The organism is Ethanoligenens sp., assembly GCF_047718355.1.
In the GTDB taxonomy this organism is placed as follows: domain Bacteria; phylum Bacillota; class Clostridia; order Oscillospirales; family Ethanoligenentaceae; genus Ethanoligenens.
This window is the reverse complement of record NZ_JBDNLG010000042.1, coordinates 1-22,992: the sequence shown is the minus strand read 5'-3', so window position 1 is coordinate 22,992 and position 22,992 is coordinate 1. Positions and strand designations below refer to the sequence as shown.

The 22,992-nt window shown below is 52.3% G+C and carries 17 protein-coding genes; 4 read left to right on the top strand and 13 right to left on the bottom strand.

What is annotated here, in order from left to right; genetic code table 11:
• Positions 1 to 373 precede the first annotated feature (373 nt).
• Positions 374 to 688: a hypothetical protein gene (locus ABF463_RS07990; RefSeq protein ID WP_415533069.1), complete on the bottom strand. Its 315-nt coding sequence runs from the start codon at positions 686 to 688 to the stop codon at positions 374 to 376.
• A 1-nt stretch (position 689) separates the two neighbouring features.
• Between ABF463_RS07990 and ABF463_RS07985 the strand changes: the two genes are divergently transcribed.
• From ABF463_RS07985 to ABF463_RS07970, 4 genes are all read left to right on the top strand, one after another.
• Positions 690 to 974, top strand: a complete 285-nt coding sequence (locus ABF463_RS07985) for an FMN-binding protein (RefSeq protein WP_415533067.1) — start codon at positions 690 to 692, stop codon at positions 972 to 974.
• Between the two features lie 4 nt (positions 975 to 978).
• On the top strand, positions 979 to 1,962 hold the full coding sequence (locus ABF463_RS07980) for an FAD:protein FMN transferase (protein WP_415533066.1): 984 nt from the start codon (positions 979 to 981) through the stop codon (positions 1,960 to 1,962).
• Between the two features lie 143 nt (positions 1,963 to 2,105).
• On the top strand, positions 2,106 to 3,536 hold the full coding sequence (locus ABF463_RS07975) for a leucine-rich repeat domain-containing protein (protein WP_415533065.1): 1,431 nt from the start codon (positions 2,106 to 2,108) through the stop codon (positions 3,534 to 3,536).
• Positions 3,537 to 3,610: 74 nt separating this feature from the next.
• On the top strand, positions 3,611 to 4,312 hold the full coding sequence (locus ABF463_RS07970; RefSeq protein WP_415533064.1) for a ferric reductase-like transmembrane domain-containing protein: 702 nt from the start codon (positions 3,611 to 3,613) through the stop codon (positions 4,310 to 4,312).
• A gap of 186 nt (positions 4,313 to 4,498) precedes the next feature.
• On the opposite strand, the gene ABF463_RS07965 is transcribed toward ABF463_RS07970, so the two are convergent.
• The 12 genes from ABF463_RS07965 to pelF all read right to left on the bottom strand — a co-directional run bounded on the left by ABF463_RS07965 (position 4,499) and on the right by pelF (position 22,786).
• The gene (locus ABF463_RS07965) at positions 4,499 to 8,731 is read right to left on the bottom strand and encodes a LamG-like jellyroll fold domain-containing protein (RefSeq protein WP_415533062.1); all 4,233 of its coding nucleotides are present in this window, start codon (positions 8,729 to 8,731) and stop codon (positions 4,499 to 4,501) included.
• A gap of 62 nt (positions 8,732 to 8,793) precedes the next feature.
• The gene (locus tag ABF463_RS07960; protein ID WP_415533060.1) at positions 8,794 to 10,008 is read right to left on the bottom strand and encodes a YibE/F family protein; all 1,215 of its coding nucleotides are present in this window, start codon (positions 10,006 to 10,008) and stop codon (positions 8,794 to 8,796) included.
• Between the two features lie 249 nt (positions 10,009 to 10,257).
• Positions 10,258 to 11,016 (bottom strand): hypothetical protein, encoded by a 759-nt coding sequence (locus ABF463_RS07955; RefSeq protein ID WP_415533059.1) that lies wholly within the window; start codon positions 11,014 to 11,016, stop codon positions 10,258 to 10,260.
• Complete coding sequence (locus tag ABF463_RS07950) at positions 11,009 to 12,886, bottom strand: HD-GYP domain-containing protein (protein ID WP_415533058.1); 1,878 nt, start codon at positions 12,884 to 12,886, stop codon at positions 11,009 to 11,011. The genes ABF463_RS07955 and ABF463_RS07950 overlap by 8 nt, the downstream gene beginning before the upstream one ends.
• 31 nt (positions 12,887 to 12,917) lie before the next feature.
• Entirely contained in the window at positions 12,918 to 13,328 is a 411-nt protein-coding gene (locus ABF463_RS07945) for a DUF2304 domain-containing protein (protein WP_415533057.1), read from the bottom strand.
• A 3-nt stretch (positions 13,329 to 13,331) separates the two neighbouring features.
• Entirely contained in the window at positions 13,332 to 14,042 is a 711-nt protein-coding gene (locus ABF463_RS07940) for a glycosyltransferase family 2 protein (RefSeq protein ID WP_415533056.1), read from the bottom strand.
• A 13-nt stretch (positions 14,043 to 14,055) separates the two neighbouring features.
• Positions 14,056 to 15,600 carry a murein biosynthesis integral membrane protein MurJ gene (gene murJ / locus ABF463_RS07935; RefSeq protein ID WP_415533055.1) on the bottom strand — a complete coding sequence of 515 codons (1,545 nt, stop codon included), beginning with the start codon at positions 15,598 to 15,600 and terminating at the stop codon, positions 14,056 to 14,058.
• 25 nt (positions 15,601 to 15,625) lie between these two features.
• Positions 15,626 to 16,480 carry a DUF3473 domain-containing protein gene (locus ABF463_RS07930; protein WP_415533054.1) on the bottom strand — a complete coding sequence of 285 codons (855 nt, stop codon included), beginning with the start codon at positions 16,478 to 16,480 and terminating at the stop codon, positions 15,626 to 15,628.
• A gap of 5 nt (positions 16,481 to 16,485) precedes the next feature.
• A complete protein-coding gene (locus tag ABF463_RS07925) occupies positions 16,486 to 17,652 on the bottom strand; it encodes an ATP-grasp domain-containing protein (protein ID WP_415533053.1) in 1,167 nt (388 codons plus the stop codon).
• Between the two features lie 18 nt (positions 17,653 to 17,670).
• Positions 17,671 to 19,629 (bottom strand): hypothetical protein, encoded by a 1,959-nt coding sequence (locus tag ABF463_RS07920; RefSeq protein WP_415533052.1) that lies wholly within the window; start codon positions 19,627 to 19,629, stop codon positions 17,671 to 17,673.
• Positions 19,630 to 19,642: 13 nt separating this feature from the next.
• Positions 19,643 to 21,250, bottom strand: a complete 1,608-nt coding sequence (locus ABF463_RS07915; RefSeq protein WP_415533051.1) for a hypothetical protein — start codon at positions 21,248 to 21,250, stop codon at positions 19,643 to 19,645.
• Positions 21,251 to 21,298: 48 nt separating this feature from the next.
• Positions 21,299 to 22,786, bottom strand: coding sequence for a GT4 family glycosyltransferase PelF (gene pelF / locus ABF463_RS07910; RefSeq protein ID WP_415533050.1), 1,488 nt, complete (start codon positions 22,784 to 22,786; stop codon positions 21,299 to 21,301).
• Between the last annotated feature and the right edge of the window lie 206 nt (positions 22,787 to 22,992).

The following is a 22,992-nucleotide window of genomic DNA, read 5'->3' as shown; positions in this document are numbered from 1 at the left end:
AACTTATGCTCTCAAAGTTTGACAGAACTAACTTATCAGCACTGTAATGCGTGCAAAATCGCCGGCTAGCACCGATGCTGAGCGAAACAACAACAATTGGATCTATTTGTTTGAAAATGCTAACAAATGGGCTATGAGATGTCCACCACGCACAGGAATGCTTTCATTCCGGTCTGCGTTTCAAGATAGATTCATTCGTCAACCCGGTGCTTGCCGGGTAGTTTAGACAGGAAACACAGATGAAGGGGAGAAAAATGGAACCTAAAAAACAGATGATATGGCCGAAGATCCTATTGGCAACGGCCCTGGCAGCAACCATTTCGTCTCAGGTAACCGGCTGCAAAAAATCGCCCGCAAAGGCCGCCGTCAGCGCTCAACCCAGCTCCAGTGAACACGCGGTTTCCAGCGACACATCCAGCACCGAATCCGCTGTTTCCGGCGACATGTCCAGTATGCCGGACGCGGCTTCCACACCGGACACCGCCGTTGCGTCTTCGGTCAGCCAAAGTGCGAAAACCAGCTCCAAAAGCACGGCGACAAACAGTACGGCCGCCGCAAACAACACGACGACTGCCAACAACAACGCCGCGAACAACACTGTTGCCGCAAACACCACCGCAAACGGCACACCTGCCGCACCCGCAAGTTCGGCCGCGCCGGTGAGCTCTGCTCCAGCGGTGGTTTCCACTGTGCAGAGAACCTATAAAGCGGACGGCATCTACACCGCCAGCGGCGACAAAGGGTATCGCGATGTGGTCACCGTTTCCGTTACCATCACGAACGACCGCATTGCCAGCGTCACGATCGATTCCTACCAGGATGACGAGGCTTATGTGTCTCAGGTTAAGAAATATGTTCTGCAACGGTTCGTCAATCAGCAGAGCGCCAATGTGACGGGCGTATCGGGCGCGACCTACTCCTCTAACGCCGTGAAGAGTGCAGTGGCAAATGCACTGGCGAAAGCGAAAGCATAAACCGATGATCAGAAAATTATTTAACCGAATGACGGCGCCGGCCGCCCATGAGGCAACAATTTTTTCAATGGACACCGTGATGTATCTGAGCGCCTACGGCGCCGGCGCAAAGGATGCGGTTGCGGCAGGCATCAAGATCATCGACCGCCTCAATCTGCTGCTGTCCCTTTACGACCCGAAAAGCGATTTTTCTCGTTTGAACGCGGCCGCTTCGGGAGCCGAAGTAAAGCTGCTGGAGGACACCGCCGACGTCGTGCGTCAGGCGCTTTATTTCGCATGGCTGACGGAAGGGGCGTTTAACCCGGCTATCGCGCCGCTGGCGATGCTTTGGCAGGCTGGCAGCGGCGCAGAAACCATACCGGACCCGGAGAATATTCGCCGGGCGCTCGCGCTTTGCGACTACAATGCGGTGGAATACCGCGGCGGCAATCGGTTTGTCGTGCACAAAAACGGCGTCAAGCTGGATCTGGGCGGCATTGCAAAAGGCTTTGCATCCCAAAAGGTGATGGAGCAGATGAGAGCCTTGGGCATTCGTTCCGCATACATATCGCTTGGCGGCAATGTCGCTGTGCTGGGGAAGCGGCCGGACGGCTGCGACTGGCCGATTGGAATTGCGGATGTCGACCATCCCGATGATTATTTCGGCATCGTGCACGTGCGTGATGCCTATGTGATTACCTCAGGAGATTACGAGCGCTATTTTGAGCAGGGCGGCGTGCGCTATCATCATCTGCTCGATGCGCGGACAGGCTACCCGCTGCGCAGCGGGCTGCGGTCGGTTTCGGTGATCGCTGACAATGGCACGCGAGCCGATGCGCTTTCCACCGCGCTGTTTTCCATGGGTCTGGAAAAAGGACTGGACTTTCAGCGGCAGGCGGGAAATTTTGAAGCTGTTTTTGTAACGGACCAAAAGAACGTGGTATGCACGTCGGGTATCTCCGATAAATTTGAATTTCAGGGAACAGAAAAAGGATATACCTTCCCATAACAGGACCATGCCGTCCGCACGCGGACACATGGCGCACCGGATTGACTGATGCTCGCCCGGCGGATACGGCGCACGAGCTGCACGGAGACGGATTCCGCTTTGAAAATACAAGGATAATTTACAAAGAAAGAAGATGGAAGAAAATGAACACAGGAAACAAAACCAGTCTGGCACAGACGCTTCACAAAAAAATTTTGGCAGCCGCTTTGGCTCTGGCAGTTGCGATTGCCCTGCCGGTCACAGCGTTTGCCGACGGCAGCTCCAGTTCGGGCACAAAAAGCAACTCTTCTGATTTTGTCATTGAGCAGGGTGTGCTGAAGCAGTACACCGGTGCGGATAGCACAGTGGTCATTCCGGCCGGGGTGACATCCATTGGAAGCAGCGCCTTTTATAAAAATCAAACAGTAGCCAGCATCGTTTTACCCGAGGGCGTAATCAGTATTGGCGATTATGCGTTTTCGCAGTGCGTGAACCTAAAAACAATCAGTCTTCCCTCTACGCTGACCAGCATAGGCGATTTCCAGTTCTGGGGAGACAGCAAACTGACTAACGTCGTCTTGCCCGCCGGTCTTACCGATTTGGCGCGCGGTTCGTTTGAAGATTGCACGAGCCTTACGAGCATTACCATCCCCAATGGTATCACGGAGCTGCGTTCGTGGATGTTTTGGGGGTGCACGTCCTTGAGTACGATCAATCTGCCGTCTACACTGACCAAGGTCGACGGCGGAGCGTTTGCACAGACACCTTGGCAAAAAAGTCATTACGGGGATTACGTCGTGATGTTCGGGGCGCTGATCGGTTATCAGGGCGACGACACGGTACTTACCATTCCTTCCGGCGTGACCAGCCTGGGAGATTCCGTATTTGAAGGCAATGAAAAAATCACCAGTGTAACCATTCCTTCCGGTGTGGAATCCATCGGCCGCTTTACGTTTAACGGGTGCAAAAATCTGCGTACAATCAACTTTCCCTCCACGTTGACCAGTCTGGGGGACGGTGTCTTCACGGAGACGCTCTGGTACGATGCCCAGCCTGATTTTGTTGTGGTCAATCATATTCTGGTGGATTATAAAGGTTCCGATACGGAAATTACAATTCCCAGTGGTACCACCGCCCTTAACACCACCTTGTTTTATGGCACAAAGGCCACCAAAATTGTCATTCCGGAAGGCGTCACTAAGATTGGCAGCTATGCACTTTGCGACAGTGAAACCCTGACCAGTGTGAACATTCCCGCCAGCGTGCAGGATATCGGCATTTCCGCCTTTTCGGACGACCCCAATCTGACGCTCACCGTAGTTCCGGGCACATTCGGGGAGGAATTTGCACAGCTCAGCAGCATAAAATATGTCTCCGCTCCGGCGGCTCCCGAAAGCACCGTGTCGGATGCTACGTCGCAAGAGGCGATGGTTTCTGACACAGCGCAAGCCGACAAAGCGGCGCCTGAAACAGTTGATAGCACGGTGGTGAAAAACCCAGAAACCGGGTTTGCATCGGGCACCGTATCACTGTACGGGCTCATCGGGATAGCGAGTGCGGCTGTTTTCACGGCTGTGCTACGCAAACGCAAATAACGGGATGTGCCACAGACCGGCATTACGTTCTTTTTACTGAAACGTAATTTCGATATTCGGAGGATGTTACGTCTATGCTTTTACTGGTTCCCGTTGTGGTGATCACAGCGCTGTCTCTTTTGTGCAGCGGTTCTATTCAGCGTCATCCGGCACTCTGGTATTTTTTGTCCGGTGTGATTGCAGTGTTGACGTCCATATCTGTGGTATATCATGATCTGACCCGGACGCTTGCTCCGGGCGTGCTGGGCATCCTTCAGACTGTTTCGTTTAACGGGTATCTTTCGTTTGCGTTCTTCATTCTGGTGATGTTTGCTGGCGCTTTGAACCCCAGACGGAAGGGAGTACAGCGCCTGCTGCGCATCCGCGCACAGCTGTCGATTATCGCCTGCATTCTGGTTTTGCCACATGTGGTTCTTTACCTGATCAACATCATTTCGTCGCTGCACTTTATCTTAAATATGCGGGGCAAGGTTTTGGCGCTCTATGCGGGTTACCTGCTTGCAGGAGTAGCCGCGTTTGCGGTGATGCTGCCGCTCTTTATCACATCCTTCAAAAAAATCCGTCAAAAGATGCGCGCAATCTCGTGGAAAAAGCTGCAAAAATGGGCGTATCTATTTTATGTTTTGATTTTTGCGCATGCCATTTGTGTCGTCCTTTTGTCATCAGACAGCAATTGGCTGCGGTTGGGCCTGTATACGGTTTTGTTGGCCGCATATCTAATTTGCAAATGGAACAAGAGCCGGGTTGTACGCAAATACAAACACAGCCCAAGTTGAATCTCTCAGGAAAAAAGACCTAATAAAACCACCTTCGGTTATAGGATAAAATCTATAACCGAAGGTGGTTTTTGCGATTCTCATTTTTGCTGGCAACAAGCTAATTGGTAATTACAACTTGCAGCAAAAGACTTGCTTTGATCATAACACACCCAGTGAAATGTAGAGAAGACGAGGCCGCCCGTCTCAATTCTTCCTTTTCGCTTTGAAAACGCGAAGGGATAGAGCGGCTATGCCAACCATCACAACAATCGGAACGACAGGTGCAGCCTCTCCGCTTCCTGTATAAGGGTTGGCGGCCTTTGTATCGGTTGAAGCATTGGAAGACGCGATGCTGCCGGTCGCGGAACCTGTTGCAGAAACTCCACCTGTTCCCGTCGAAGTAGAACTGCTGGAGTTACTTGAAACGTCCGAATTGCTGGAACTACTGGAGTTACTTGATACGCCCGAATTGTTGGAACTGCCGGAGTTACTAGAACTGCTCGAATTGCTGGAACTGTTCAGCGCCGCATATGCATTTTCCGCCGCAATCAGTGTGTTGTAATTCGATACTTGAGCTTGCTGTGATAAAGGCAATGCATTATAAGCCGTGCGTGCGTTGATAATGGCATCATGAGAAGCCGTTGTATTCTGCACCGTGCCAATAGCGTTGATAAGATCCACTACATTTTGGACCGCATCTTCCACCAAAACCGTGGTCGGTTGGTTTTGTGTGGAAGACGTATTGTATCCGTCACTGGCAGCGACATAATATTGCAGCGTATTACTTGTTAAGAATGCCGAATCCAACGTTGCAGACCAAGTAGTACCGCTACCTTGTGTCATGCTCAACGGGGTGAAAGGAGTATTTGCTCCGGTATCTGTACGATAATACAAGGAAACAGAAGAAACCTGTGTGTTATCGGTAACGGTTGCGGAAATGTTTGCACTGGACTGGTATTTGATGGTGGAATCGGATACATTGGAAATAGAGGGGGCGGTCGTATCTCCGCTGTATTGTTCGGGGTCAACCAGACCGGGTGTCAACGGTGCGGCCTGCATAAATGGTGTCATCGCGGTACCGGCGGCCGGAACACGCAGCCGCACACAACCCCCTGAAACATCGCTGGATGTGTAATAATAAGATGAAATTTCATTTCCGTTTTTGTCTTGCAGAATAATACCATCAGCGGAGTTTCCCCATCCGTTGGCGCCTTGCACGACAAAAACGGGGATATTGGCCGGAATCCCCAACGTGTTTCTGACGTCTGTTGTAGAAAAGTTGGCTGCGCTGCCAAGCGAAACCGATGAGCTGGGCACGCGCTTGTCCCACAAAATTGCTGCGGAGTGCGCCGGGATAGTTATACCCGTTTTGGAAGTTCCATCTGCGGTGACCGTCAGCAGTTTACGGCTGGAGGAGGTGGAACCAGAAGCGGTAGCACTGGAATCATAATACAGGTTACAACTGTTATTGATATCAACCGGACTATTTGAGCTGTTGTAGAGCTCTACATATTCCATGATTTGATTGCTGCCTGCGTCTGGGTACATGGCCGAACGATTGATATCGTTCGGGTTGATGGCACTTATAAATACAGGCATGGTGGAGGAGCCGGCGCCACTTTGCGCTGGTGCATTCGCTGCGGAAACCGGCTGACCGCTGATCCATCCAGCCCGACTTGCATAATTCTGTGCGATTTGCGCATCTGACAGAGCGTTGCTTTCGATGTCTGCATACGCGATGTTGCCATTAAAGGGAGAAGTCGGCTCGCCATATGCCGGATAAGGATTACCACCCAGCTGCATGGGCACTTCTAAATTTTGCAGCACGGTACCATTCAGGTCTGCACTGGTTTGGATAAGTTGGCCATTTAGATAAACACGAAGTTTGTCTCCGTCATAAGTTTCGGTAAGGTTGTAGTATTGCCCTACTTTCAACGCGCCGGCTGTCAGTGTCTTGTATCCGCCTTTGATATATGCCGTGCCTGTCACGGTGCCGTTTGCACTCGCTGCCAGGCCAAAACCGGCGGTTTCCAGGTTATCCATAATGTATTGGGACTGCAGAGTGTTCATTTTAAACACAACATCTAATGTAAACGCGTGGCTAACCATTGCGCGCTGCGTGTCGTTTAAGTAATAGTTCACCGCATTGTATCGCCCGTCCAACGCGATAACTTTACGGCCAATGCTTGGGTCGGTTACAATATGCGGTGTGCCGTAATTCTTCGCCTGCGTATGGAACGAAGACTGGTCGTTCGCCGTACCATCTGACAAATCGACTTTTAAAACACTCTGGCCCGCTTGGCTATCTGCGGGGGTAGTCAGTGTGGTTGTCAATGGCGTGCTCTGCAAGCCAAAAGATTCCGCCGCATATACACTGATTTTGTAGGTGTGTCCGGGTATCAGGCCGGAAATGGTCATGGACTGAGTGGACGACATTTTATTGATGTTTAAATAAAAATCCGAAGGAACGGTGAGGTCGGCCGCCGTTGCACCAGTTGCCGTATCCACTGCCTTGGCTTCATACGAATAAACAAAATCACTGTCCTGTGCAGAATTGAAGTTCAGTGTAGCAAGGGTTGGGCTGACATTCGCCAGGGAAATCGTGGTGCCCGCGGCAAAACTGGGGGCGGTGCGGCTCTGGGTGCGTGCATCGGTGTAAGCAAATTTGCTTTTATCACCGAACGGCGCATTGATGACCCAGTCATTTTTGATCGGTTGATTGTTGTGGAAATCATAGCGTTGGATATCCACCTGACTGCTGCTCACATTCAGCAAAAGGCCATTGGCAAAATCGTATTTATCAGGGATATAATTGATGTTGGGCATACCGCCAACATAGTATAATACGCCAGTGCCGACACTGGTATAATCTTTCTGGTAGATACTGCGTTCATCGGCGAGTGGGGAATGTGTGTGCCCCGAAAACTCAACGACCTGCGGATAATTTTTTAGCACACTGTCCAGTGCAGCGGTTTCCTGGTCACTGGAAATCAGGGTGTTATATACCGGCTGATGGAATGCGACGAAAATCGGCTTGGTGGGGTCCGCTTTAACAGCGGCATCCAATTGCTGCTTTAACCAGTCCAGAGACGGTTGAGTGAAATCGCCGGCAAAATCGCCGCCCTCGGTGCTCAAGCCAATGAAATAATACCCATTGACTACTTCCACATTGTTGTTAGAATTGGAACCGTTGTTTACGGTTGTCGTGGTGAAGTTGCTGCTTTGATTCATGCAGGCAATGAAATTGGTCCGCTCTTGATCGGCTGTCCCCAGTCCGTTCCACGTCAGGTAATAATCATGGTTACCCATGGTTGCCAGAATCTGCGGCGCTGTTTTGGGGTCGTTGAATATCTCACTGAAAATTTGCGCGAAGACTGCGTATCCGCCCGGCTGTGCATGATCGGCAATATCGCCGTCCAGCACCAACAAGGTGATTCCTTGCTGCTTGTAGTAGTTGAGAGCATTGCGCAGATGAGTCTCACGCTCTGCGTCATTGATGTCGTCGCCGCCCACTGTATTCTGATCTACTGCCAGATGCAGATCGCTTAGTACGCCCACCTTTAGATTGCCCGCCGTATTACCGGCTCCGCTGGAAGAAGCTCCGGACGAGCTACCGGAACTGGAGGGTAAACTGCCGGAAGAGGTACTTGACGAACCGGATGAAGGATTCATAAAGGCATTGTAGTCTTTTGCCGCTTGATCCGCACTGATGGCGCTTCCTTCAAGATTGGCATAAGCAATTTTTCCTTTAAAGATATTGGTAGCCGTGCCGGTGGTGGTCGGGTTTCCTCCCAGACACATAGCAACGGCTGTATTATAGGCAACAGACCCGCTCAAACCCGTGATGCTGTTGGCCAACTGCCCGTTCAAATAAACATCCAACTCACTGCCATTGTACGTGACGGTCTGGTAATAATACTGACCATACTGGATGGCGGGGCCGTTGTCGGCATACTTTCCGCCGATGCGGGCGTAACCCTTGCTAAGCCATGTACTGTTGGTACTGTTGTTGTATTCAATACCAATGCCGCCGCTTTCCATATTCTCGAAGATGCCTTCGGCCTGTGGCGTGGTCATGCTGTCCATATTAAACATGGCTTCCATCGTAAACTGGTTGGTGATGGCGGATAACTGCGTACTGTTGAGTGCATAGTTAATATAGCTGCTGCCATCCAGCGACAGAACATTCCGTTGAAGGGCACTATCATACACGACCTGGGGATTGCCCTGTGCGGTGGCCACCGTATGGTAGGAAGATTGGTCATTCCATGTCTTGTCTTGAAAATCCACCTGTAGAATACTGCCTGCGGTTGATGGTGATGATGGTGTGCTGTCTGCGGATGCATATTGTGCGATACCGAACGAGAATGCAACTACACTGCAGGAAAGCACTGCCGCCAGGATACGTTTTGCCTTGGGAAATTGACATTGTGGCATACTAATTTCCTCCTCTTAACTTTCTCCTCAAGTCGATTTTCTATTTTTGGCCATCAGAAACACTAAAATGGCTTTTTCTGACGAGCAAAAGAGACAAATACGTTTTTTGGTTTTTCTTTTACGGATAATACCGGAATCAATTTTGCACCGATATATGCGATCAACGGAACCGTCAAAATCACACCGATACTGCCCGAAAGGCTCTCAATCACTTCGATACCGATCCAGGGGGTATTCAACAGCTGATTGTATGGGATGTTATTGGATACGATCAGCAATAGCTCCATCATGGAGGAGCCTGCAAACGCTAAAATCAACGTATTTGCCATCGTACCCACCATATCGCGCCCGATGTTCATTCCGGATGCAAACAAGGCATGGGTGCCCATGTCAGGAGCATGCCGGTTCAACTCATCCATGGAGGAGGCAATAGAGACAGCAATATCAATGATGGCGCCCAGGGCGGCAATGATGATGCCGCCAAACAGGACGCCTCCTACCTGTATTTTGGCAAGGCCAGAAAGCTGAATAAGTGTCTCGGATTCCGGCGAATTAAACCCATTCAAATGCATCAAAGCACCGGAAAGCACCGCAATTCCGGCAGAAAACAGCACCCCTGCAAGAGTCCCGATGATTGCAGTCCATGTTTTGCGGCTGAATCCACTTAAAAAAATCATGCTGACTAACGTGATATAGCCCGCAATGATGAGTGCCATCAACAACGGAGAAGCGCCCCGCAGTACCGATGGAATATAGATGAACAAGATGCACAAGAAGCTAACGACCAAACTGGCTGCTGAACGTATCCCGCGTCGTCCGCCCACAATGCTTAAAACAATGAAAAACAAGATGATCAATGCATAAATATACGGGGCGCGGTAATATGAGAAAACCGCCACGTCGGGTTTTTGCTCTAAGCCGCTGACACGGACAACCAGCGTTCCCCCTTGCGTTGCTACAACATTGCTGTAATTGCTCAAATAGTTTTTAATCGTGAGGACGTTGCTTTGGTACTTCCCGCTGTCAATGCGAATTTGAAGCATCTGTGTTCCATTTTGATATCCCGTGTCCGGGTCTTTCTTCAGAGACTGTTGCGTTATCTTTAAAACCGTAGCGTGCTCATACTGCACCTGCATGCTGCCCGCCTGTCCAAGACCTTTCGCGACGTTTGTACGATTGAGTAATACGACCAGCAAAACAAAAAAGCCGGTCAGAATGGCAATCACAGTGCCTTTCTGCAGCGCAACATATTTATCTCGTTTTATATTCTGTTTCAATATTCTCACCACATCTGCTTTAGGTTTAAGAACCAGCTATTTTTCTGTTGATTCCATATATCAACATCTATTGTATATCTAATTCTTGTCCAAAAAAGAGCAGAAATGAATGAGGCTTGTAATATTTGTGTAAAACACACGAACAGGTGCAGGGCTGGATTGGAAGATCGTTGCGGGCATCCTACACTTCAGATCATTGCTGGCCGGCGGCCGGCTGTTATACAGCAAAAGAATCTCCCGCCGTCGATTTCAGATAAGCCGGGTATAATCTGCACTCACATAGAGGGGAAATCCATTTCGTCCGGCAAAACGCTGTAGGCCGGGGTCCTCCCTGTTTGACAGGAGAAGGACCTGAAGACCCACAGCGCGCAGACTCCGCAGCGTCCGTTTTAGATGGGCTGCCTGAAAAAAGCGGACAGGCCGGTAATATGACCCGGGCAGCGGCAAAAGGTTTTCGCAGGTGAATCCGTCGACAAGGCTAGCCGTGTGGCGGTGCAGGCCAAGCAGACCGTTGTTCTGTACAAGCAGGCACCCGGGGAAGTGCCTACGCAGCGTTTTCAGAAAGAGCAGAAGCGCCTCGACGGTTTGTGCGCGGTTTTCTGCTGTAAACGGCAGATATTCCAAATCTGCCGCGGTATCAAGAAAGAGGCCATCGTATTGCTGCAGCAACATTTCCGCCTGACGGAGAAGCAGCGTCCGCACTGTGTCCGACTCCAGCCTGACGATACGGTTCCGATAGGCTTCGTTTTGCATCGGGCTGCCATTTTGCCAGAGAAAATCCGTTTCGTGCAGGGTACGGAACATCGGCATGTGCGGACCGACCTCCAGGATGCTCAGATATGCCAGTACGGCCGCGCCCTGCGAACGCATGGCGCGCACGCCGGCCTCGTCGTGACCCGCGGGCTCTGCAATCACAATATCATACGGCGCAAGCTGTTCCTCGTTTCCCTGCCCGTAATAGACGACAAAGCGGCGCGCATCGAAAAACCGGGCCCTGCGGTCAATCATGCGTCGCTCCATTGCGGGTGGTGCGCTTCTGGTACTCTGTATATACAAAGCAGTGCTCACAGTCGTCTCCGTGCCCGGAGCAGTTTACCTTGCCGTTTTCCCAGCACCGGGGATTTTCCGAGTGGTAGGCCGGGCAATTCAGGCACACTTGTTTGGGAGAACCGCGCATCTTGTGGCAGGGAATCAGCGAACCATCGTACCCCGCAGCGACCGTTTCTGCTTTTTCGATCCAACTTAACAAGGCGCGGACGACTTTTTCATTCAACTGTGTGCCTGCCGCGATGCGAATCTGGTTTTCCGCGTCCTCAAACGGGAGCGCCGGGCGGTATTCACGGGAGATCAGCTTGGCGGTAAACGTCTGCACCGCGAAAAGAATTTGCGCCCCGAGCGGGATCTCCTCCCCTTTTAACCCGTCAGGATAGCCGTAGCCATCTACACGCTCGTGATGATGCCGTATATACGAAGCAATCCTTGGATTTTGAATAGTGGCCTCGATGATTGCCGCCCCGGCTGTCGCGTGGTATTGCATTTTTGCAGACTCGGTGTCCGTATATTTCCCGCGTTTGCGCACAATGTCCTCCGAAATGCCCACGATGCCGATGTTACTCAGATAGGCGGCAAGCGCGATTTCACGGCAATCCTGCTCACTCAGACCCATCTCCACTGCGGTGGCAAATGCATAGCGTTCCATCAGCTCGCTTCTTCCCACAGTGCTCGGGCGCAGATTATCGGCCAACTGGGCAATCAGCTTCAACATCTCGATATAGGTATGAGAGGCACGATCCAACTCTTCCTGACTCTGATACAGATCGGAACTGCGACGCGCCATCAGCTGCAGCACTTTGCTTTGATAATCCCGCAGGGTGAAAGGCGCCGTATACCAGAGTGCCAGAAAGCGGCGATCTGTTTCGGACGGAATCTTTTGCAGCACGAGGGTTTGCGCGCCGATTGCCGTAAGGCCGAGCGGAAATCCCGCAACCACGGCCTCCTCATTTCGGGTGCTGTAAGTTTCCTGTTCGCCTAACAGCCGGTCGAGATAAGGGAGAAGCGCTTCGTCTTTCCGGATGGTCTCCTGTTTTTCCGCATCGGGCCCATATAAGGCATCAATCCGCAAACGCCCGTTCTGCCCGGATACCAGCATACCTCCGTCTGCATCAAGGCTGCGCTGTGTCAGGTCCAGCATCCAAGGGAAAAGGGCCGGGCGGTGTGTAACAAAATGGGAAATGTTACGTACTGCCTGCTGGGAAATGGAAGATGCGGATACCTGTTCGGAGAGCGTGTCCACCACATGCAGCGTGCCCATGACCACCCGAAGCATTTCCGGCAGAGCGGCAAGCAGCCGTTCTGTACGACGTGGGAGCGTCTTCAGCGGTCCGGCCACTAAGCAGTGTTTCTCATCTACCGGTATGAAGTACAGCGGCACGTTTCCCACTCTCAGAAATTGCGGAGTTTGGGGGATTATTTCGGAGGGAAGGGTGGCGGGCAGAAAATACGTTTCCTTCTGATAGGGCAGCAGATGAGAATATCCGATGTTCAGCCGGGCGACCTCGATGTTTTCCTCTTTGACAGCTTTCAGAATGAACACGCCGTGCCGGCCGTCTTTCCTGTATGCCGCATAAGACGGTGCCGCAAACCATCCCTGCAGTGCATCCAGCACGTGCAGGAGATTGCGCTCAAAGCCGTCCTCCGGCTGAAAAGAGCGGAGCAGGCTAAAGAGCATCTGCTCCCTGTCCGCTAAAAAATGCGCTTTGGAGCGGCTGACGGCCAGAAAGACCAGAAAGAGCAGCGCGGCAAGAGCCGCGATGGCAAAAGCCCAATCAATGAAAGGCGGCGAAATAAAACGGCCGGCCGCCGATAGTATGGTTGTCATCGTTCATTACCTCCCGTGTGGTGTGGGGTGTTTACAGCGATTCTCTTCCAGAGGTGCCTGTCGCGGCAAAGCCGGCGTTTTTTTGTTCGTCCAGGAAAGACGTGTCGCCTTCCCAATCCCTTTCATGCACCGCGATATATTGTGTCAGCTGTTTAATCTGATCGTTCATTACGGAGATTGTGACCGAATCGCGGAAGGTGATGAACATCAGGATCAAAATGGCGGCTAAGAAAAGCAGTGCGGGGGGGTAGTCGATTCCGCAAAGGCGGGCGACAGGGTCCAGTATCCCGGGAAAAACGGAAAAAATCAGCACGACCACCGACGCAATCAGCCATTTGATCGAATTGCGCTCACTGATCTGTTTGCGAACCAGCAGATGGAACACACTGATAAAGTAAAACAATCCGAGAACCAGAATAATGGTGCGTAAGACGATGCTCATAATTCATTTCTCCTCTCTGAAATATTCCCGCAGCAGAACGACCGTTGTGCTGATGAAAATATTGATGACATACGCAACGGGTTTTAACCCGGAGTGCATCGTTTCGCCGTGCAGGCGCGGACGGATATTCACAGGGACCTCTTTCACCCGGTATTTTTTATGCAGCATCTTGATGAGGAGATTGGCATCCGGATAGTCAGCCGGAAAATTGGATGTAACGGCGTAATATTGAAGCGTCCGCTGCGAAAGGCGCTTGAAACCGGATGTGGGGTCCGTTATAGAAACACCCGTCAGGAAGCGGATCATCAAACGCATCATCCGAATGGCAATCATTTTGAGGCCGCCCGCCTGATATTCACTCTTTTGCAGGAACCGCGAACCGATGACGATGTCCGCGTCACCTGCCGCCAGCAGGGCACGGATATAGGCCGGGTCATGCTGCCCATCCGCATCGAACTGCACGACGAACGTGTAGCCATTTCTCACGGCATACTGGAAGCCTGTTTGCAGGGCGGCACCATAACCCAGATTGAATATATGGGATATCATTTGTACGCCGGGGATACGCTCCACACACGCGCGCGTCCCGTCGGTCGAGCCGTCGTTCACCACGAGGATATCAAGTTCGAAGTCCTGCTTGAGGAGATCTTCCAATACGGTTTGGATATTTTCCTCCTCATTATGTGCCGGGATGATAATTAAACCGTTTTTCATGTTTCTCCCTCCCCTATGCCCGCCGCCGTGTGCACGCCTTTAGGGATGCACCGTAGACTGCACACGCGGTCAGCGCCCCACAAAAGGCAAACAGTATTTTGGCTGGAAAAGCCGCATTGTGAAAACGAAAATTCCACAGGACGAGACAAAGTATACAGATCGCCAGCATGGCCAAATTGGCAAGGCCGGCGGTGAGAAGCTTGGGCAGGCCTGCCCGGAGCTGCGTCCCCATCCGGAAGTGGAGCAGCAACAGCGCCACCGTCAATATCGAAGCCAACGCACTGCCGTATCCGATGCTGTAAACGCCCCATATGCGGACAAACAGCAGATCCACTGCGATGTTAACCACAGCTGTCGTCAGGTAAATCCATACGGCGGGGCGTGTCCGGTTCGCCGCGATGATGTAGCGAATCATGACTGCACTGAAGCTTTGTCCAAGGATGGTCAGCGCGTATCCGCCAAGGATGCTCGCCGTAATTCGGACAGAGGCGGCACCAAAGCTGCCGTGCTCAAACACGATGGTAACGATTGGCACACGCAGCACAAACAGCGCGATGAGAATGGGAATGTTCAGCAAGAGCGTATAATAGACGGCTTTGCCCAGCAGGGCCTGCGCTCTTTCCGGATCAGCGGATACAGCCCTGGAAAGCTGCGGGAACACGACAAGCATCACCGCCGAGGCAAACACCCACACAGGAAACTGTGCGATGCGATAAGCGTAGTTCAGCGCCGCAACACTGCCTTCCCCCGCCTGTGAAAACAAGAAACGTTCTACATACATCACCCCCTGCGAAAACAACAGGATGAGGACGTAATCAAACGAGAGCCGCAGTGTGCCGTACGCTTCGCAAAAAGCGCCCGCCCGGAATGGTGCGGCGGGCTGCCGGTCTCCGGAGGTTATAACCAGAACCCCTATGTAAAGCGCTACAATTGCCTCGGCGGCCAGCACGCAGACGGCAATGATGTATACGCCTGTTTCGATGGGTACGCGCAGAGCCAGACACCCTGCAATACCGGCCAGAAACAACCCGTTGAACAGCACCGGGGCAAATGCGTTGCCGAGATACCGCGCACGCACCTGCAGCACGGAAAGACCGACGGCTGCGAGTGGATACAGGAGCACCGTGGGCAGCATAATGAGCAGCAGCCGGGTGCAGGAGGCTTTGATTGCCGCTGGGAAACCGGCCCCCACCCAGGCGACAACCTGTCCTCCGAACCCGAAGAGCAGCACCGCCAGTATGACCATTACGCCCGAAACAAGAAGATTGATGGCGATGACCAAATTCCGCAGTCCGGCAGGCTTATCTTGATGGAGCCGGGCAAACAGGGGGACACAGCTGACCCCGACAGCGGCGGCAACGAGGTTGTTGCCCACCATATCGGGAATGAAAAATGCCAGCGTGAACGCATCTGCCTGTGCGGAGGTGCCCAAATAGGCGGCCAGAATAATGTCCTTGAACAGCGCTACCGCAGCCAAAAGGATATTGATGAACACGACCGCCAGAATGGAGCGGTTCCTGACCACGGGTGCTATCCATTTTTTCCATTGTGTTTTCACATGGCACCCCACTCCTCAATTACGCTTACAACGAGGACAGCTCTACCGACGGGTACGGCTTGTCCCTTAACAGCTCGCGGACGGGCACGAACGAAAAAGTTTGGAGCAGCTTTTCCACTTTTTCAAGGTTATGACCGATATGGTAATAGTGTGAGAGCTGCACGAGCGGCGGTACCCGCAGCCTTGGCTGCTCGGTATCCACCTCCCATGGGTGAACGTACACCATACCTTCCCGCCGTTTGTTTACCGCCTTCAGGCAATGCCGGATCACCGGCAGCGGCATGGCCCGCAGATAAAATCCGCCGGAAAACGGCATTACCAGCTTCCCGCAGGTATAAGTAGTAGGCGGAAATTCCAGCAGTCGGAAAGCCTTTCCGTTTTGCGCAGGGTGAAATGGGAAAACCGGAGCGCCCTGGATGCCGGAAAGATAAGTTTTGAACGGCTGAATGCTGGAATCGTAATGAAATCCTTCTTCCTCCAGCACGCGCAGAGCCCACAGCGTATCTTTCGAAATCGACCACGTGGACGCGCGGAAGCTCTCCACCGGCTGTCCGATGATATCTTCCAGCTGTTGCTTGGAAGAACGGACGTCTTCCCGAAACGCAGCCTCGTCCTGGTCATACACCAGACGGTGGCACAAACCGTGCGAACCAATCTCATGCCCTTGTTCCGCCAGCTCCGCAACCATTCGGGGGTGCTTTTGAGCGATGACGCCCAAAACAAAAAAGGTGGCTTTTACATGATATCGGTCAAACAGGTCGGTCAGACGGCGCAGGCTGTTTTCCACCCGGTCTTCATACTGTCCCCACTCCTCCATGGGGAAATGGAAATCCAGCGTATGATACCAATCTTCTACATCGACGGTCAAGGCATTTTGCATTAAACTCACCTCCGAAACATAAATTGCCATGCTTCCGCACTGAACAGATAACGAAAACACGCCAGCACAAAACCGAGAGCAGGCAGAGGATCCCGCCGGGAGAGAATATCGTCAGAAACGCCGTGTCGCTTTCCTGCCAGAAACGGCGGATCCATCCGAAAACGATTTTTGTTGAACAGAAAATGCAGCGTGTCACCGGGCAGAATCCAGCTCCCGGTCACACCTTCCAGATAGGAACGCACTGGCGTCACCTTATTCCCACATGCCAGTTCCCAAAGGAGAAACGGAAAATCCACACCGGCGGCGACGGCTGTGTGGAGTGAGCACCAGAACCGCGGATTGATTTCCATGAATTTCGGCACGCCGTCGCGCGGGTCCACCATGAATTCGAACTCGATGATGCCGAACCATGGCAGCGCGGCCAGCATGCGCAAGGCATATGCTTCCAGTTCGGGGTATGTCACGCTCTGCTGCACGGTGCTTGGCCCCGTTTTTAGCGGAAAGTGACGCAGCTCTTTCTGCACGAAGGAAGCCTTCACTTCTCCGTCCCGCCCTACCAACATGCAGACGTCGTAACGATCACCCTGTGGAATGTATTCCTGCAGGAGCAGATGGCCGTACGCCTCCGCAATAGTCTTCACGTTTTCCTGTAGTTCCTCCGGCGTGCACACTATCCGGATGCCGCGAGAACCAGAGCTTTCCGCCGGTTTGATAACGAGCGGGTACCCAAGAGCTGCAACGGTTTCGGGGAGACTGGCACCTTCTTTTGGGAGTACGGTGCGCGGACAGGGCACGCCGGAACGCTCTGCCAGCTGCACGGAAAAACGCTTGTCCCTTGCCTTTTTGTAGCTTTCTTTGCCGGGTACCGGCAGCGCAAAACAGGATGAGAGCTCATCGGCATGTGCCACCGCGATATCCATCGTATCGTCGTCCATAGGGAACACCGCGTCGCACTGGTAGTCTGCTGTCGTGCGTTTCAACCATTCCAGATACCGTTCCGGCTCCTTTTTCGCGTTGGGGGAGCGGACGAATGCACTGCAATACCGCGAAAAAGCGGTGGGATTCATCCGGGTTTCCTCGCTGACGATCACACGGATGCCCTTTTCGCCCAGCGAACGTGCCGCGCAGAGGGATTTGCGCAGCTGCCCGTTTGTAATCAGAACTGTTTTCATCGCGTCGGAATCCCCCTTTTATTTGATGATATTTTTTGTGGTAGCCTTGCTTTGATCTAATTTATAAACCATAAAATCGCTGTTCTCATAGAAGACGGTGAGGTTGGAGTATTTGGCCATATGTTCGTTCGCCCAGGTTTTCAGCGCTGCGTTGTGTTCCCGACGCTTGGCCAACGTATAGGTAGTGGATTCCACGCCGTCGTAATACAAGTTCTTTTCATAATACAGGAAAACGTACGGTTGCACATAACTCTTTTTGGTGGTGCGGTCATAGAGGTACTCACTGTCCGGGCTAAAGCGTTTCAGAAAGTCATCGGTAAGCAGGTGGAAACCGGAACACAGGGCCAGATCATAGGTTTCGTCATAGGAAACAATCAGCCAGTCTGTTGGCGTATAGTGCGTACTGATATACAGATATTCGTCCACTGCATAGGGATTCATCATTTTATAGGGGATGATGGGCTGCGGGCGGATATACACTATGGTGACACCCACCAGCCCGATACAGGCTCCGAGTTCCAGCACATGCCTTGCCCAAAGTGTTCGCAGCGGGCCAAAGAGAACATATAACGTCATTCCGCCCGTGACCGCGATGAGCAGTGCATACAACTCTCCGGAGCGGTCTTCCAACACCCCTATGCCGGTAAAATGCCCGCCCGCAAGATAAACGGCCATGGATACGGCGGCAAATACGGTGCAGAACAGTACCCCCATTTTGGCGTCGAGGCGGCGTATACACAGTACCACCGCTCCCGCGAGCAGTATTACGAGCATCCCCGCCATCAGGAACTCCCGTCCAGTGAGCGCCCGGATGGCGTAGTGAGCGAAGCTTTGGGCATAATCCTGTGACGAGGCATAGTAGGCGATGCCTAGTATGTAGTGCCCGATCACGGCCGGAGAAACAGCTAGAATTATGCTCACCACCGCCGAAAGCACGACCCATTTTCCCCGGCGGAGGGTTATCCTGAAATGCGCGGCCAGATACAGCACCGTGAGCAGCACCACCCCCACCCCGGTGAATGCAAACGCCACGGTATGCACAAGCCCCGTGACAGCCAGGCCGCAGAACGCGGCCAGCAAGTTCGTCCGGTTGCCCTCATCAAGATATTTTTTGTAAAAGTATAAGGTGGGCAGCAGAAACACCAGACCAAATTCCTGAGAATTGGTTGCGGCTTGCCGTGTATATTCACTCGGAAGATAGCGGAAACAGAGACCGTAGATCCCCATAGCGAGGATACCGGGCAACTTCCGCCCGGTGAAACGGGAAACAACGAAATAAATCCCCAACAGGATGAGCAGTTCATTGAACGGACCGGTATACTTCAGAATGTACAGCGCATCAATAAAGGCGAATTTCTGCAGGCTGGCCATATAAATAGAGAAGCCCTGCGGATAAATCCCATTGACAAACAGCTCGCGCAGGTCGATCTGTTTAATCCACGACAATGTTACGGAGCCGTCGGACATATTCGGCTGCGGGTAGATAAACGCATCGTAAAAACGCAGCCCGCAGGAGAAGAAAAGGACCGCCAGAAAGAGAACCACCGTAAGGAGGGCGGAGGGGTGGGCGCGAAGCCTTGCCAGGCGGCGTTTCACGCCATTTTGCAGTGCGCGGAAATGGCCGCAGACATCCTGCCGAGAGCTGCGGTTTTCATCCGCCACGTCGAACACATAGGCCACCAGACGAATCAGCTTCCGGTTTATACGCGGCAGGGAGCGATGAATCAACAAAAGCGCCAAACACAGGCAGAACATGGCAAGCAGGATGCCGATGACCTCAAACAGCTGAGTAATCACTAACAGGTAGCCTACCGCAATCACAAAAAAAACCATTTTCAGATAGTTGCGCGCAAGCAGCTCGAAACGGTCGCCCTTGGGCCTGAGAAAGGCCGCGAGCGGAAAGAGCACAAATAAAATGCAGAAAGAAACCAGATAGTGGCTCATCTGGTAAAACTGATTCCAAAAACTCGCGTACATCACATCATCCCCTTCAGAGCGTCGCGTAAATGTAATAATTCAAGCGCCGAAGCACACGAGACACCTGATAGGTAGTAAGAATCAAAAAGACAACGGACCCAACTGCCATCCCTACCACGGCGTCGTAATACCCGAACCAGCGGCTGGCGGCAAAGCCTACGAGAAAGTCCACCAACAGCGCGATGCCGATGGACCAGTTGCTTTTTCCGGGCTGCGAAATAGAGAACAGGATTACGGCGTTGGCCAGCGCGACGGATAGAACCGCATAGCCAAACAGGGCCACATAGAATACAAAGTAAGTGACAGAAGAGAATTGATATACCTTACTGATATCGCCCAGATTGGTGCGTTGCAGGAACCAAACGAACCAGATGATGAGCACAGCGCTGATGACCGCGCCGGCCGCTATGAGCACCATGCTTTTTATATAAGCCCGGATATATTTGCTCCGCAGGGAGTCGGTTTCTTTGCTGTAGGCGTTTCTCTGGGTAATTTCCAGCCGCCGCATCAGGTTGCTGACCACAATCTCGCTCAGGCCCATAGGGAGCAACAGCATCAACAGCGCAAAATCCAGCCCCAGTTCATAGTCGCCGCGGAACCAAATCATATACGGCATTGAAAATTGGCTGTTGCTCGACCATGCCAGCACCCTGTCCAGAAAGATAAACACGAAATACAGCAAACCATACAGAAAATAGGGACGCACGGTATAAATCATCACAGAACGCTTGGGCATAGGCGGTGCAATCCCGCGCTCCTCCTTACGCTCGGCTTCCCGGAAGAAATAATCCGCCAACAGAAAATCAACGACGGAAAGGACGGAAAGTGCGATCACCTGCGACAGGATGATATTGAGTCCGACAACATAGAACAGCACGGCCACAATTGCGATACCGACGGTAATCATCGCCGCAAAGTGGAATTCTTTCCTTAAAATATACATGATGGTAATGGACAGCCAGTTGCTACAGAGAAATGCGTAATACAGCACCGTGATCAACATCATCTCAATGGTAAAATTCCGATAGAACAGGTTGGTGAGCAGATAACACACGCCCACCAGGGCGGATGCGACATAACCTACCCGTACCAGATAAAAGGTGATGCGGCGGCCCATGTTGTAAAACCCCTGGCTCAGGTAAAAAAAGCCGCGCCGGGCAATCGCCTGCGTGAAACCGCCCACCGCTACAAAACTGAGGATGGTGCCAATCGCAATACTGGTGGCAATCTCTACATTGAAAGAATAATACGACCAGAGCGAGAGGCGGAGCGTAAGCATGGCGGCCACGGAGACCGCCATTGGCAGCGCGAAGATCAATCCCCGGATGAAGCTCTGGGCAATTACCCGAAAACGTTCGCCGAGAGAGCGCTTTTTTTCCCGCGCATATGTTTCTCGCTGCAAGCCATCCCCGGCCATTGTCCATAGCTGGTCCGCCAGTTCAAACACATCCTCCGCACCGAAGGTGGATGCCGCGCGTTCGTCGTTCCAGCCGAATGATTCCAAAATGGCGGCAATCTCGATGCTATTCTGCGGGCGGGCACTTTTATTGAGCACCTCACGCAGGAGCTGCTGAATGGTGATGTTGCCGGATGCAACACGGGGATCTGTTTCAGTTACCATAAAATCACCCCTCTCGCTAAAACGAAGTCCTCTTTCCCCGCGCGTGTATTACGATGTGCTTTGCTGCGTGGCCAGCCGGGTGTAGGAGGCTGAATAGGCACTCAGCATATTTTTGAGGTTGAAACGGTTGTTTGCCCGCTCGGAGGCGTCTTCGGCAAGCGACGTGCGCAGTACTGGGTCAAGCAGCAGACGGGTAATGCCTTCCGCCAGCTTTTCCGGATTGCGCGGGGGAACGAGAACGCCGCAGCCGCCCAGTGCTTCCGGCACGCCGCCTACATCGGTGGCTGCTACCGCTTTGCCGGCGATCATCGCTTCGATGGCCGCATAGGGGAATGCTTCCGAAATGCTGGAAATTGCCACCATGTCCGCCTGCCTGTATACGGCCGCCATATCGTCGGAATGCCCTGCAAAAACAAACCGGTCGCCCAGCCCAAGGCTTTCTTTAAGCTGCAGGCATTTCCGGTAGTATTCCGGAACCGTGACGGACCCATAAACCAGAAATCGTGCGTCTGGAATCTGCCGGATGACAAGGGCGGCCGCCCGCAAGAGTGTTTCGATGTCTTTTACCGGATCTATCCGAGCCACGCTCACCACTGTATGCCCGGGCGAATGACCCGAGGACTGCCCGGCGCGCATTCCGGAAAAAAGCGTGCCGTCCACCCCGTTATAAATAACCTGGATATGCTGTGGCTTCACACCGAAGCGTCTTTCCCACCGCGTGTTATAGTTGCACACAGGCGACACCTGGTCTGCAAAATGATAGCTGAGGCTAACCACGGACTGCACGAGCCGGATAAAAAGTGTCGCCAAGAAGGGAGGATAGCCACGTTGGTACAGCGAGAGATATTGTTCCCGCAGATAGATACCGTGTTCTGTGAGGAGAAACGGCACGCCGTACAGCAGCTTCTCCAATACACAGGGGATGCTGGAGAATGCGGCGGCAGACGAGTGCGTCACATCCATGCGGGGCAGCGGTGTACAGAGGACGGTCATGAACCGATACAGCCAGCTTAAGCTGTTGATAATTGAAAACGCTCCGGGCGCGGGGAGGGACTTGTCCGTTCCCTCCGTAAACCGCGTGACAAGTTTTTGGTAGGTATTCCACACCATTTCTGATTTAAAGCTAATTTTGTAATCGTGATCCTGAAAATACAGATACAAATCTTTCAGAGTCTGCCCGAAGCGCGCCGGGTTTTTTACGGGGAAAAACACTTCTTCGACCAATGCCTGAAAGAGAGGAAGGAATTTTTCACGGATATCCCCGCGTGTCGTGTTTTTCTTAATCAGGTAGGCCTTAGAGAAAGGAATGTTAATATACTCGCTGGGTTCCTCTGTACCCCAAAGCGGAACCTTGATGAGGGCAGCCTCCTTGGGAAGGGTAAATTTCTGCGTTATGAACGGATTCATCATAATGCTGTAAACCGAAAAATCAAACTCGTCCTTTAAGTGGTGTAGAATGTGGTCGCACCAAATACTGACACCCCCGTTGTGAAAGGGATAGGTGCCCTCTGTGGTGAGCATCACCTTGTAGCCCATTTTCATCACCCGTTTCAGCCGTTTATCGATCTTCCTGTTTTCGGTATGTCACCCGCATTCAGATAAGCAGGAAATGTAGAAATACTAAAATGACAAAAAGGCGCATTTTTATATGGTAGAAAAGTAAAAATGTGTTTTCTGCAGATTTCCAAAATAGAGATGTGATATAAATTTTTCCCATTTCAGATGCATAAATGACCTATACA